The organism is Roseateles asaccharophilus (genome assembly GCF_004362405.1).
GTDB classification, from domain to species: Bacteria; Pseudomonadota; Gammaproteobacteria; order Burkholderiales; family Burkholderiaceae_C; genus Kinneretia; species Kinneretia asaccharophila.
Window position 1 is genome coordinate 208,219 of sequence record NZ_SNXE01000004.1, and the last position, 12,431, is coordinate 220,649.

At 67.0% G+C, this 12,431-nt stretch carries 11 protein-coding genes; 3 read left to right on the forward strand and 8 right to left on the reverse strand.

Going from position 1 to position 12,431, the window contains the following annotated elements:
* Positions 1-54: 54 nt before the first annotated feature.
* Positions 55-1,443: an L-serine ammonia-lyase gene (locus DFR39_RS11115; RefSeq protein ID WP_133603624.1), complete on the forward strand. Its 1,389-nt coding sequence runs from the start codon at positions 55-57 to the stop codon at positions 1,441-1,443.
* A gap of 12 nt (positions 1,444-1,455) precedes the next feature.
* Here the strand turns inward: DFR39_RS11115 and DFR39_RS11120 are convergent, their stop codons facing one another.
* The 6 genes from DFR39_RS11120 to DFR39_RS11145 all read right to left on the reverse strand — a co-directional run bounded on the left by DFR39_RS11120 (position 1,456) and on the right by DFR39_RS11145 (position 6,052).
* Positions 1,456-2,133, reverse strand: coding sequence for an RES family NAD+ phosphorylase (locus DFR39_RS11120; RefSeq protein ID WP_246030806.1), 678 nt, complete (start codon positions 2,131-2,133; stop codon positions 1,456-1,458).
* A gap of 2 nt (positions 2,134-2,135) precedes the next feature.
* Positions 2,136-2,561 carry an MbcA/ParS/Xre antitoxin family protein gene (locus DFR39_RS11125; RefSeq protein ID WP_133603626.1) on the reverse strand — a complete coding sequence of 142 codons (426 nt, stop codon included), beginning with the start codon at positions 2,559-2,561 and terminating at the stop codon, positions 2,136-2,138.
* A 122-nt stretch (positions 2,562-2,683) separates the two neighbouring features.
* Complete coding sequence (locus DFR39_RS11130; protein ID WP_133603784.1) at positions 2,684-3,697, reverse strand: TRAP transporter substrate-binding protein; 1,014 nt, start codon at positions 3,695-3,697, stop codon at positions 2,684-2,686.
* A gap of 41 nt (positions 3,698-3,738) precedes the next feature.
* Positions 3,739-5,031, reverse strand: a complete 1,293-nt coding sequence (locus tag DFR39_RS11135; RefSeq protein WP_133603627.1) for a TRAP transporter large permease — start codon at positions 5,029-5,031, stop codon at positions 3,739-3,741.
* Positions 5,032-5,061: 30 nt separating this feature from the next.
* A complete protein-coding gene (locus tag DFR39_RS11140) occupies positions 5,062-5,547 on the reverse strand; it encodes a TRAP transporter small permease (RefSeq protein WP_246030797.1) in 486 nt (161 codons plus the stop codon).
* Complete coding sequence (locus DFR39_RS11145) at positions 5,540-6,052, reverse strand: gluconokinase (protein ID WP_246030798.1); 513 nt, start codon at positions 6,050-6,052, stop codon at positions 5,540-5,542. The genes DFR39_RS11140 and DFR39_RS11145 overlap by 8 nt, the downstream gene beginning before the upstream one ends.
* A 178-nt stretch (positions 6,053-6,230) precedes the next feature.
* Here DFR39_RS11145 and gntR point away from each other — a divergent pair, with 178 nt between their 5' ends.
* Together gntR and DFR39_RS11155 are read left to right on the forward strand one after the other, a co-directional pair.
* The gene (gene gntR, locus DFR39_RS11150; protein WP_133603629.1) at positions 6,231-7,289 is read left to right on the forward strand and encodes an HTH-type transcriptional regulator GntR; all 1,059 of its coding nucleotides are present in this window, start codon (positions 6,231-6,233) and stop codon (positions 7,287-7,289) included.
* Positions 7,290-7,609: 320 nt separating this feature from the next.
* Positions 7,610-7,987 (forward strand): hypothetical protein, encoded by a 378-nt coding sequence (locus DFR39_RS11155; RefSeq protein WP_133603630.1) that lies wholly within the window; start codon positions 7,610-7,612, stop codon positions 7,985-7,987.
* 16 nt (positions 7,988-8,003) lie between these two features.
* Here DFR39_RS11155 and DFR39_RS11160 read toward each other — a convergent pair whose 3' ends face one another.
* Both DFR39_RS11160 and DFR39_RS11165 read right to left on the reverse strand, forming a co-directional pair.
* Positions 8,004-11,213: an efflux RND transporter permease subunit gene (locus DFR39_RS11160; RefSeq protein ID WP_133603631.1), complete on the reverse strand. Its 3,210-nt coding sequence runs from the start codon at positions 11,211-11,213 to the stop codon at positions 8,004-8,006.
* A gap of 21 nt (positions 11,214-11,234) precedes the next feature.
* Entirely contained in the window at positions 11,235-12,404 is a 1,170-nt protein-coding gene (locus DFR39_RS11165; protein WP_133603786.1) for an efflux RND transporter periplasmic adaptor subunit, read from the reverse strand.
* Positions 12,405-12,431 lie beyond the last annotated feature (27 nt).

Consider the following 12,431-nt stretch of genomic DNA (forward strand, 5'->3'; position numbering starts at 1 on the left):
TTCCTTCTTGGGGCGGCCCGGCGAAGGAATTGCCCGCGCCAACCAGGAGCCAGCATGGCAGTTTCCGTTTTCGACCTGTTCAAGATCGGCATCGGCCCGTCGAGTTCCCACACGGTGGGACCGATGCGCGCGGCGCGTCTCTTCGGCCTGCGGCTCAAGCACGAGGGCCTGTTGACGCAGACCGCGCGCGTGCAGGTCATCCTCTACGGCAGCCTGGGTGCCACCGGCAAGGGCCACGGCAGCGACAAGGCGGTGCTGCTGGGCCTGGCCGGCCATGAACCGGACACGGTGGACGTGGAGGCCATCCCGGCCCTGCTGGACGCCATCCGCGCCGGCGCACTGAACCTGATCGGCGAGCACGCGCTGCGCTTTGACGAGCCCAAGGACCTGGTCTTCAAACGCCGCGAGTCCCTGCCCTTCCATGCCAATGGCATGCGCTGCCTGGCCTTCGATGCCGAGGGCCGGGAAATCGCCAACCGCGTCTACTACTCGGTGGGCGGCGGCTTTGTGGTCAGCGACGAGGTGGCTGCGGACGGTTCCAAGCAGAAGGTGATCGCGCCCGACGCCACCGTCCTGCCCTACCCCTTCAAGACCGGCGACGAACTGCTGGCCCTGACCCGCGAACACGGCATCTCCATCGCCGAAGTCATGCGCCGCAACGAGCGGCACTGGCGCTCCGACGAGGAAACCCGCGAGGGCCTGCTCAAGATCTGGCGCGTGATGCAGGACTGCGTGACGCGCGGCTGCCGTACCGAGGGCATCCTGCCCGGCGGCTTCAAGGTCAAGCGCCGCGCCGCGCAGCTGCACCGTGACCTGACCAGCAACCCCGAGGCCGCGCTGCGCGACCCGCTGCAGGTGATGGACTGGGTGAATCTCTACGCCCTGGCCGTCAACGAGGAAAACGCCGCCGGCGGCCGCGTGGTCACCGCGCCCACCAATGGCGCGGCCGGCATCGTGCCCGCGGTGCTGCACTACTACTCGCGCTTTGTGCACAACGCCAGTGACGAGGGCGTGGTCGACTTTTTGCTGACCGCCGCCGCCATCGGCATCCTCTACAAGGAAAACGCCTCCATCTCCGGCGCCGAGGTCGGCTGCCAGGGCGAGGTGGGCGTGGCCTGCTCCATGGCCGCAGCGGCCCTGTGCCAGGTCATGGGCGGCACACCCGAGCAGGTTGAGAACGCGGCCGAAATCGGCATGGAGCACCATCTGGGCCTGACCTGCGACCCCGTGGGCGGCCTGGTGCAGATCCCCTGCATCGAGCGCAATGCCATCGCCTCGGTCAAGGCCATCAACGCCGCCCGCATGGCCCTGCGCGGCGACGGCACACACTTCGTGAGCCTGGACAAGGTCATCAAGACCATGCGCGACACCGGCGCCGACATGATGACGAAGTACAAGGAAACCGCCCGCGGCGGCCTGGCGGTGAATATCGTCGAGTGCTGAGCCGGGACAGCCCTAGAGGCTGTGCAGCTCGGACTTCAGGTACCAGGACTGCATGCGCTGACCATCCCAGACCAGGCTCACATGCTCGGCCTGGCGGGCCGGAGGCTGGGTGGCGCGCGGCGTGAACAGGGCCACGCAGCTACCCCCGGGTCGGCGCACGCTGTCATAGGCAATGCCCAGCGCGCCAGCTGCGCGCTGCTCCAGGGCAAAGCGCTGCGAGGCTTGGTAGCTCTGCGCGTCGTGCAGCTCGCCGCCTTGCCCACGCACATCCAGCAAACGAGCCCGCACCGCGACGCGGTAGCAGCGCAGGTCCAGCTCCAGCGGCGGCTCGGCGGTACTGGCGAGGAAACGTGCGCGGTGGTGGCTGACCTCGGCCACCGCCGTCTCCAGCGACTCGGCCGCGTAGTAGACGCCGTAGCTGCCGTCCGAGAAGCGCGAGCCCTCGGGGTTGAGATGGGTGAAGGCCGCCATGATGGCGCTGGTGCCGGGCCCGCTGATTCGCTCGGACGGCGGCACCAGGCTCAGATCGCCCACCTGCTGGCGCAGGCGCGGATTGCCCAGGGCCTCGATGGCGAACACGATGTCCAGATCGGCGGGCACGGCAACCCGCTCGAAAAGGCTGACCGGCGGAAAACGGCTGGGGATGAGCCGACAGCTGTCGGGCCAGAAGAGATCGCTCTCGGGTACCACGCTCAAGCCCAGCCCCCGCGCTGCGCATCCAGGTACTGGCGCACCGCATAGAGATCGGACACCTGGCCGCCCAGCATGCGCTCCAGGGCCGTGCCGCCGCCAAACAAGGGGGCGCTGTTGGCGCGGCGGATCCAGGCATTGGCCCGTTCTGGGAGGGGCAGCAGGATCTGCAGCGCGGCGTAGATGCCAAAGAGGTGGGAGAGGCGCTCCAGGGTCGCGCCGTCCAGGCCGCGCCTGATGCGCCCCGCTTTCCAGTCAAAGAAGGTGGTGCGGCCGCAGCCCAGCAGGCGCTGCTGCTCTTCATTGCTCAGACCCCAGGCCTGGGCGATATTGAAAAAGGTGCGCAGCCCCGCAGCCGCGGCGGCCACAGACGCCAGGTCGTAGGCCGGGACGGCCGACTCCCGGACTTGGTGAGCGCTGAGTGCCATCGGGATGCCTCCAACAGGAATCTGCCCCTGATGGCACTCAGTGTAAGTCCATTAAAGAACTTTTTCCATTGATTAGTTCGTTGCAGAACTCATCATCCGACCCTGCCGCCGCTAAGGCCGACTTACTTCTTGGCGCGAATCTTGGCCAGCTCGGCCTGCGCCTCATTCCACAGCTCCATGCCCACCTGGGTGGCCACGGTGGCGTTGATGCGAGTGAGCTTGTCGCGCATGCGGGCGGTCTCGGCGGGGCTCAGCTCGGTGATCTGCATGCCCTTGGCCTTGAGATCGGCGAGTGCACGCGCGGCTTCCTCGCGGGTGTCCTTGCGCTCGAAGTCGCGGCTCACCACGGCAGCCTTCTGCAGCACGGCGCGCTCGTCCTTGGACAGGCCATCCCAGAACTTCTTGCTGACGGTCACGATCCAGGGTGCATAGACGTGATTGGTCACGGTCAGGTACTTCTGCACCTCATAGAACTTGGCCGAGAGAATGGTGTTGTAGGGGTTCTCCTGGCCATCCACCGCCTTGGTTTCCAGGGCCGTGAAGAGCTCCGAGTACGGCAGGGGCACGGCATTGGCGCCCAGGGTCTTGAAGCTGTCCAGGAAGACATTGTTCTGCATCACGCGCAGCTTGATACCCTCCAGGTCTTCCAGCTTGGCCACCGGGCGCTTGTTGTTGGTGAGGTTGCGGAAGCCGTTTTCCCAATAGACCAGCCCCACCAACCCCTTGTCTTCCAGCTTGGCCTTGATCTTCTCGCCCACGGGCCCGTCGAGCAGCGCATCGGCTTCCTTGGTGTTATTGATCAGGAAGGGCGTGTCCCACAGGGCCATTTCCTTGGTGATACCCACCAGGGTGGCGGTGGAGCCCACCATCATTTCCTGGGCACCGCCGATCAAGGCCTGCTGCATCTGGGTGTCCGGGCCCAGGGCGGCGCCACCGATGGCACGCACCTTCATCTTGCCGCCCGACAGCTTTTCCACCTGCTCGGCAAAGACCTTGACCGCACGGCCCTGATTGCTGGCCTCGGCCAGACCATAGCCAAAGCGGATCAGTCGCGGCTTGATGTCCTGGGCCTGGGCCAGGGGGGCCAGTGCGGCCAGGGCCACGGCAGCCAGCAGGGTACGGCGAAGCGTCTTCATCATGGAGTCTCCTTGGTTGATTGAGCAGGGGCAGGAATTCGTCAGCGCATCCACGCCACGGGCGCGGTCACGATCTGGGGAAACACGACAAACAGGGCCAGGATCAATGCATAGGTGATCAGGAAGGGGTTCACGCCCCGGATCACCTGGTGCATGGTCAGGCGCCCCACGCCGGCGACCACGTTCAGCACGGTGCCCACCGGCGGCGTGATCAGGCCGATGGCGCCGTTGAGCACGAACATCAGACCGAAATACACCGGATCGATCCCGGCCTTGACGGCAATGGGCAGCATCACGGGCGCAAAGATCAGGATGGTGGGGGTCAGGTCCAGCGCGGTGCCGATGATGACCAGCACGATCATCATCACGGCCATCAGCAGGCGTGGCGACTCGATCAGCCCACCCAGCCAGCCACTGAGCAGGCCGGGTAGATCCGCCAGGGTGATCATGTAGCTGGCCACCTGGGCACCTGCGCACAGGAACATCACGATGGCCGTGGTCTTGGCCGCGCGCACCAGCACCTGGTGCAGCTCGGGCAGGCTGAGCTCGCGATGGATGAACAGCGCCACCACCAGGGCGTAGAAGGCCGCCACCACGGCGGCCTCGGTGGGCGTGAACACGCCCGACTTCATGCCGCCAATGATGATCACCGGCATCAGGATGGCCCAGAAGGCCCGGCCGGTGGCACGCAGGCGTTCGACCATCGGCAGCGCCGGCACGCCCGGCAGGTCCAGCTGGCGCAGCGTGATCTTCCAGGCCACGATCAGGCCCAGGCCCATGATCAGGCCGGGCACGATGCCCGAGAGGAAGAGCGCCGAGATCGAGGTATTGGTCGTCACGCCATAGATGACGAAGGGCATGGACGGCGGGATGATGGGCGCGATGATGCCGCCCGAGGCGATCAGGCCGGCCGAGGTGTGCATGGGATAGCCATGCTGGCGCATCATGGGCAGCAGGATGGTGGCCAGGGCCGCGGTGTCGGCCAGGGCCGAGCCGCTCATGCTGGCCATCAGCACCGCCGCGCCGATGGCCACGAAACCCAGGCCGCCGTGGATATGCCCGACCCAGGCCTGGGCCATGCTGATGATGCGGCGGCTGATGCCGCCGGCATTCATCAACTCCCCCGCCAACACAAAGAAGGGCACGGCCAGCAGCGGAAAGCTGTCAATGCCGGCCACCAGGTTCTGGGCCAGCAGCTGGGTGTCCCAGAAGTCCAGGGCCCAGGCCATGCCCGCGCCGGTCAGCACCAGGGCAAAAGCCATGGGCATGCCGATGGCCATGAGCACCAGCATGCCGGCCGAGAACATCAGAAATGCGAGCGCTTCATTGCTCATGAGGGTCTTCTTTCTTGCTCAGCCCGGGGCTTACTCGACATCGACTTCATGACCCAGATCCAGGGCCTCGCCGCGGATCAGCTGCCACAGAGCCATCAGGGCTATGGCTACGGCGCACAGCAGGGCCGGCAGCGGCAGCAGGGCCATCGGATAGCCCAGCACCACCGAATGGCTGTCCATGCCCACCACCACCTGCTGCCAGGCGCCCCAGGCCAGCAGGACACAGGCCGTGATCACCGACAGCCGGATCAGCACCGTCATGGCCTGTAGCGCGCGGGGCTTGCTGCGCAGGGGCAGCAAGAGGCTGGTGAAGGCCATGTGCTCGCCGCGCGGATAGGCCGCAGTGGCACCGACAAAGACCATCCAGACAAAGAGCAGCCGCGACAGCTCCTCACTGGCCGCAATGCCGCTGCCAAAGCCGTAGCGCAGCACCACGTTGACGAACACGGCCAAGGCCATCACAGCCAGACAGGCCGCCATGAGCGCATCGGTGCATTTGCGCAGGGTTTCACTCATGCTTGTTCTCCTTGTACGCATCCAGCCAGGACAAGGCCCGCTGCAACTGGATGTCGGGGGCCAGTTCGGCCGGCACCGCCACAACGCCCGGCTCGCCCACCGGCGACTCCAGGGCTGCAAACTGGCTGTCCACCAGGCTGGCTGGAAACAGGTGCTGGGCCGCGCGGGCCGCCACACGGCTCAGGGCCAGCTCACGCGAGATCTCGATGAAGACAAAGCCCAGATCCGCTCGGGCCGCGCGCAGGCGCTCACGATACGCCCGTTTCAGCGCCGAACAGGCCAGCACCACGCCTTGGGGATGGGCCTGCAGCTGACGGCCCAGCTCGTCCAGCCAGCCGGCGCGATCGGCGTCATCCAGCGCAATGCCGGCGCGCATCTTGGCGATCGAGGCCGGGGCATGGAAGGCATCACCCTCCACATAGGTCCAGCCCAGTGTCTGCGCCAGGGCGGCACCCAGACTGGACTTGCCGCAACCGGCCACACCCATCACCACCACTGCCTTCATTGGGATAGCGCTATCCAAATCAATCAAACAAAAGGCGGCGAGCTCAAGAGCCGACACCACCCGATACACCCAAGCGGCTTCCAGACGACGGCTAGGGGCCGGCCCGGATGGCAACCATGTTGGATAGCGCTATCCTAGCTTCTCGTTACCATCGGGTTACATCAGGGAAACTACTGAAATGAGCGCACATCGCGGCGAAACCACGCCGGCTGCGGAACGAGGGGCGCGTCGGCGCCGCTCCAGTGGGCGGGTCACCTTGCAGGATGTCGCGCAGGCGGCCGGGGTCAGTCCCATCACGGTCTCCCGTGCCTTGCGAGGTGAGCGCGCCGTGGCGCCGGACCTGGTGGCGCGGGTTCAGGCCGCCGTGGACCAGCTGGGCTATGTGCCCGACCCCGCGGCACGCGCCCTGGCCTCCAGCCGCAGCTCGCAGGTGGCGGTGCTGATCCCCCTGCTCTCCAACGCCCTCTTCGTGGATCTGCTGGATGCGGTACAGCGCAGCCTGCTGAGCGCCGGCTACCAGACCCTGATCGGCGTCACCCACTACGACCCGGCCGAGGAAGAGGCCTTGTTGCGCAGCTATCTGCTGCATCGCCCGGCCGGCCTCATCGTCACCGGCTTTGACCGCAGCCCGGCCGCCGCTGGCCTGATTGCGTCCAGCGCTGTGCCCTGTGTGCATGTGATGGAGACCAGCCAGCGCGAAGGGGTCTACAGCGTGGGCTTCTCCCAGAACGCCGCCGGCCGTGCCATGAGCGAGGCCTTGCTGGCACGCGGGCGGCGCCGCATCGCCTTTGCCGCGGCCCAGCTCGACCCGCGCACCCTGCAGCGCGCTGAGGGCTACCGGGCCGCCCTGCAAGCCGCCGGCTGCTACGACCCGACGCTGGAGTTCCTGGACCCGGCGCCCTCCTCCCTGGCCCTGGGTGGCGCCTTGCTGGAGCGGGTGCTGGCTGCCGCCCCCGAGGTGGACGCCATCTTCTTCAACAACGACGACCTGGCCCAAGGGGCGCTGCTGGCGGCGCTGCGGCTGGGCATCAAGGTGCCCGAACGCCTGGCCGTGGCGGGCTTCAATGATCTGACCGGCAGCGACCAGATGCTGCCGCCGCTCTCCACCGTGCGCACCCCCCGCAGCGAGATCGGGCGCGAGGCGGCCGCCATGCTGCTCAAGCTGATGCGCGGCGAGTCGCTGGCCGAACCCCACCGCGATCTGGGTTTCGAGGTGCTGATGCGCGGGAGCTGCTAAGGCCGAGACTGCGGGGACGCGTCTGAGCGCAATTGATGGGCAAATGAGCGGCGCTGCCATAGCCAGGCCACCCGCATGGGCCCTAGACTTTGTAACAAGTCAGCAGGAAGCGGGCGGCCCCGGCGCGCTCGGCTTCCAACATTGCCACGTTCAAACGCGGCCATGAGATGCCGCTTGAGCCAGCGGCTCGTCTTGACCATTCACCAGCCCGCAGTCCGCCCATTCCTGGGCGGACCGGCGCGCTCGACGCTGCGGCACGCCTGTGCCGTCCCCATCGCGGCCGATTCCAAGGGAATCCCGCAAGCACACGGAAATGCCCCATGCTTCATCTGCCCTACCTGCCTCATCTGGCCTACCTGTTCGCCGTCCTTTTTGTCACGGCGCTTGCCGCGCTGCTCATCCAGCACCGGCGCCTGCGCCGACAGGAGATTCGCATCAAGGTTCTCGTTCACCAGTCCAAGCAGCTGGTTCAGGCGCTTCAGCACTCGCAGGCCGAGGTGCGCTCGTTGGAGCGGCAGCGGCGTGATCTTTCCGAGCGACTCAGCAATGACGCCAACAAGCGCAGACGCACCGAAGCCCGTCTGCGCCAGCTGATCGTGCTGGAGGATGAGGTACCGCAGGCTCAGGCCTCTGCCAACCAGTCCGGCTTTTCCGACACCGTCCCCATGTCCCTGGACGAGCTTCCCATGCGGGCATGAAGACGGGCCGGGCGAATCACTTGGCCGGTAGCGCAGCCGCCTCTGGCGCCCCACTCCCCACGCTGCCCGTGGCCGGCTTGCGCTCCCGCACCAGGTAGGAATAGAGCACCGGCACCACGATCAGGGTCAGCAGGGTCGAGGTGATCACACCCCCTATGATGGCCCGGCCCATGGGAGCCTGGATCTCACCACCTTCGTTGAGCGCGATGGCCATGGGCAGCATGCCAAAGACCATGGCCGCGGTGGTCATCATGATGGGCCGCATGCGGATCAGGCCGGCCTGCAGCAAGGCATCGGCCACGCTGGCGCCAGCCTGGCGCGCATGGTTGGCGAAGTCCACCAGCAGAATGGCGTTCTTGGTGACCAGACCCATCAGCATCACCAGGCCGATCATGGAAAACACATTGAGCGTGGAGTTCCACAGCAGCAGGGCCAGCATCACACCGATCAGCGAGAGCGGCAGCGAGGCCATGATGGCAATGGGTTGCACAAAGCTGCCGAACTGGCTGGCCAGCACGATGTAGATGAAGATCACCGCCAGACCCATGGCCCCCAGCAGCCCCTTGAAGGCCTCGGCCTGATCCTTGGTCTGGCCGCCGACGTCGAAGGACAGGCCGGGCGGGAGCTGGGTCTCCTTGACCAGCTTCTGCACATCGGCCCCCACCTCGCCGGCGCTGCGGCCCTGCACGCCGGCAAAGATGGCCTCGCGGCGCTGCAGGTTCTGGCGGCGGATGACCTCAGGGTTGTAGACCGGCTCGATGCTGGCCACCTGGTCCAGGGCAATGGGAGCGCCATTGGCGGCATAGGCCACGGGCAGCTTGTTCATCTGCTCGATGCGCTCGCGCAGGGAGCCCGGCAGGCGCAGATTCACCTCAACCTGGGTGCCGTCCGGCGTGGTCCAGTAGGTGGCGGTTTCACCATTCACATAGGCTCGCAGCGAGGCGGCCACCTGGGGTGGGGTCAGCCCCAGCTCACGGATGGCCGAGTCCTTGAGCTTGACCGCATAGGCGGGCAGACCAGGCTTGGCCGACAAGTCCACGTCCACGATGCCTGGGATCTTCTTGAGCTTCTCGGCAAAATCCTGGGACGCGCGCGTCAGCAGATCGGCGTCCGAGCCCAGGATGGCGACATAGATGGGCCGGTTGAAGCCTACCGACACCTCGATGCCCGGGATCTTGGCAATCGCCTCACGCGCCGCGTTCTCCACCTCTTTCTGCGTGCGCTTGCGGCTCTTGCGGTCCGTCAGCGCGATGTTCAGCGCCGCCTGATTGCGGCCAGTGGACAGGCCCTCGCCGCTGCTGCCCACCACGGTGGAGATGGTCTTGATCTCGGGGAAGGCCAGCAGAATCTCCTCCACCTGGGCCACCTTGGCATGGCTGCGCTCCAGGCTGGAGCCCACGGGCATGCGCAGATTGATCTGGGTAAAGCCCTGGTCGGTCTCGGGCACGAACTCGCTGCCCACCAGGGGCGTCAGGCCCAGGGCCAGCACAAAGCTGCCGGCACCGGCGGCCATGACCACGCCGCGCGGCGTGAGCGTGGCCCAACGCAGCCGGCGGGGCGCCGTCTTGTCGCGTCGGCCATCGGCACCAAAGGGGCGGCCGTAGACCGGCAGCAAGCACAGACGGTAGCGGCGTCCCGAGAAGGCCCAGCGCAGGGTTCGCTCATAGACGGCGTGCAGCAGGTCCATCATGCGGTCGGTGCCGCGGATCAGGGCGCCGATCACGGGCAGGCGCTTCATGCGCGTGCCGGGCGGATCGGGCCAGACGGAGGACAGCATGGGGTCCAGGGTGAAGCTCACGAAGAGCGAGACCAGGACCGCCACCACCACCGTGATGCCGAAGGGATAGAAGAACTTGCCAATGATGCCGCCCATAAAGGCCACGGGCACAAACACGGCGCAGATGGCAAAGGTGGTGGCCATCACCGCCAGGCCGATTTCATTGGTGCCGTCCTCGGCCGCACGGTGGTGATCCTTGCCCATGCCCACATGGCGCACGATGTTCTCGCGCACCACGATGGCATCGTCGATCAGCAGACCGATGCACAGCGAGAGCGCCATCATGGTCATGAAGTTCAGCGTGAAGCCGAAGGCATGGACCGCGATGAAGCTGGAGATCACCGCGATCGGCAGGGTCAGGCCGGTGATGATGGTGGAGCGCCAGCTGTGCAGGAAGAGGAAGACGATGGCCACGGTCAGCAGCGCGCCTTCGATGAGGGTGTGCTGCAGGCCCTTGAGCGAGCCCTTGACGAAATCGCTGCTGGCAAAGATCAGGCGCAGCTCCACGTCCTGGGGCAGGCTCTTGCGCAGCTCGTCGGCGGCGGCCTGCACCGCGTCGCCGGTCTTGACGATATTGGCGTCCTGCTGCTTGAAGATATTGAAGCTCACGGCCGGCTGGCCGTTGATGCGCGCCAAGCTGTCGGGCTCGCGCTCACGTTCCACCAGGGTGCCCAGGTCGCCCAGGGTCAGCACAAGATTGCCGCGCCGCGCCACCACCACGCTGGCGAACTGCTTTGGATCGCGCACCCGACCCTCCACGCGCAGCGAGGCGTCCTGGTAGCGGTCGGAGAGCAGGCCCACGGGCTGGTCGGCATTGGCCGCGGCCAGAGCCTGGGAAATCTCGGCCGGCGTGATGCCATAGGCGCGCAGGCGCAGCGGGTCCAGATCGATGCGCACCTCGCGCTGGCTCAGGCCGCCGATGTCCACGGTGGCCACGCCCTCCACGCGCTGCAGGCGCTTGGCGATGGTGAGCTCGCCGATCATGGACAGCTCCCGTGCCGAGCGGGTCTTGCTCATCAGGGCCATCACCACGATGGGCTGGCTGTTGTCGCCCTGGAAGCGCGAGATATTGGCCGGCTTCACATCCTTGGGGAATCGTGCCTGGGCCAGGGACAGGCGGTCGCGCAAGTCCTGCATGGCGCGGCCCATATCGGTGTCCAGCGTGAACTCCACGCTGGTCTGGGCCCGACCTTCGAAGCTGCGCGACTGGATGCGCTTGACCCCGGCGATGGAATTGATCATCTCCTCCAGGGGCTTGGCCACCTCACGCTCGACGGCCTCGGGGCTGGCGCCGGGGTAGCGCACATCGATCCAGGCGCCCGGCATGGAGATGTCGGGCATCTGCTCGACGCCCAGCTTGGCATAGGAGAACAAGCCCAGCACGCACAGGGCCACCATCACCATGGTGGCAAACACGGGGTGCCGGATGGAGACACGGGTCATCCACATGATTGATTCCTCCGTGTCGGCTTATTGGTGAGCGCGCGCGGCGCCGCTGGCGGCGCTGGCCACGGCCGCCGGCTGCTTGCCGGCCAGCACCAGGGCCTTGCTGCCCTCGCGCAGATTGTCATAGCGCGCGGCCAGCACCTGGCTCTCGGGACTCAAGCCCTGCAGCACCTCCACCCTGCCCTCGCGTGCGTCGCGCCGCCCGGTCGTGATGATGCGGCGCACCAGCGCCCCCTGCTCGATCAGCCAGACCTGCTCCTGGCCGGCATTGCTGCTCACGGCCGTCTGCGGCACGGTCAGGCGCTCGCGCTCGTCGGGCAGTTCGACCCGGGCCACGGCGTACTGACCGGCTCGGAATTGCTCCTTGGGATTGGCCAGCTCCAGGGTCACGCCGATGGAGCGGGTGCCGGGCTCGGCGGCTGGTGCGATGCGCGTGATGTGGGCCTGCACAGCCTGCTCCACCCCCTCGATACGCACCTGCACCGCCATGCCGGGCTGCAGACGGCTCACCTCATGCGTGCCCACCAGGCCGGCGAGCTCAAGGCGCGAGAGATCCACGATGGTCAGAATGGGCTGCTCAGCCGTCAGCTTCTCGCCGGGCAGGGCCTGGCGCTTGGCCACCACGCCGTTAATGGGCGAGACCAGGGCGGCCTGGCGCAGCCCGACCTGGCTGGTGTCGAGCTGGGCCTGTGCCACCTGCAGCTGGGCGCGTGCAGCTTCCAAGGCGGCGCGCGAGGTTTCGAGGGCGGTGGGGGCCACGAAGTTCTGCGCGGCCAGCCCCTCATTGGCCCGATGTTGGCGCTCGGCCTGGGCCAGCTGGGCCCGGGCGGACTCCAGGCTGGCGTGGCGCTCGGCCACACGCAGGCGCTGTTCTTCCAGATCGGCCTGCCCCAGGGCCTGACCGGCTCGCACACGGCTGCCCTCGCCCACGGCCAGGCTGAGCAGCGTGCCGGCCGACTTGCTGCGCACGATCACCGTGCCCGGCGCGACCAGGGGGCCGGAGAACTCGATCAGTCCGGGCATGGCGGCCTGAATCGGCCTGACCACCTCGGTGGGCCGGAATTCAAGCGCCGCCGGGGTCGACTTGTCGCCGGCCCCATCGGCGCTACCCGCACCCTTGGATGCCAGGACGGCCACACCGGCTCCGCCCGCCAGCGCCACGACCACCACACCATAAAGCCATTGCTTGCGCATGCTCTCCCCCACATCCGTCTCTGTAGA

Bases quoted from the DNA above. Each gene is read 5' to 3' on its own strand.
- DFR39_RS11145 (WP_246030798.1), bottom strand. From the start codon at position 6,052: ATGAAGGCAGTGGTGGTGATGGGTGTGGCCGGTTGCGGCAAGTCCAGT.
- DFR39_RS11130 (WP_133603784.1), bottom strand. From the start codon at position 3,697: ATGAAGACGCTTCGCCGTACCCTGCTGGCTGCCGTGGCCCTGGCCGCA.
- DFR39_RS11160 (WP_133603631.1), bottom strand. From the start codon at position 11,213: ATGTGGATGACCCGTGTCTCCATCCGGCACCCCGTGTTTGCCACCATG.
- gntR (WP_133603629.1), top strand. From the start codon at position 6,231: ATGAGCGCACATCGCGGCGAAACCACGCCGGCTGCGGAACGAGGGGCG.
- DFR39_RS11115 (WP_133603624.1), top strand. From the start codon at position 55: ATGGCAGTTTCCGTTTTCGACCTGTTCAAGATCGGCATCGGCCCGTCG.
- DFR39_RS11125 (WP_133603626.1), bottom strand. From the start codon at position 2,561: ATGGCACTCAGCGCTCACCAAGTCCGGGAGTCGGCCGTCCCGGCCTAC.
- DFR39_RS11165 (WP_133603786.1), bottom strand. From the start codon at position 12,404: ATGCGCAAGCAATGGCTTTATGGTGTGGTGGTCGTGGCGCTGGCGGGC.
- DFR39_RS11155 (WP_133603630.1), top strand. From the start codon at position 7,610: ATGCTTCATCTGCCCTACCTGCCTCATCTGGCCTACCTGTTCGCCGTC.
- DFR39_RS11135 (WP_133603627.1), bottom strand. From the start codon at position 5,031: ATGAGCAATGAAGCGCTCGCATTTCTGATGTTCTCGGCCGGCATGCTG.
- DFR39_RS11140 (WP_246030797.1), bottom strand. From the start codon at position 5,547: ATGAGTGAAACCCTGCGCAAATGCACCGATGCGCTCATGGCGGCCTGT.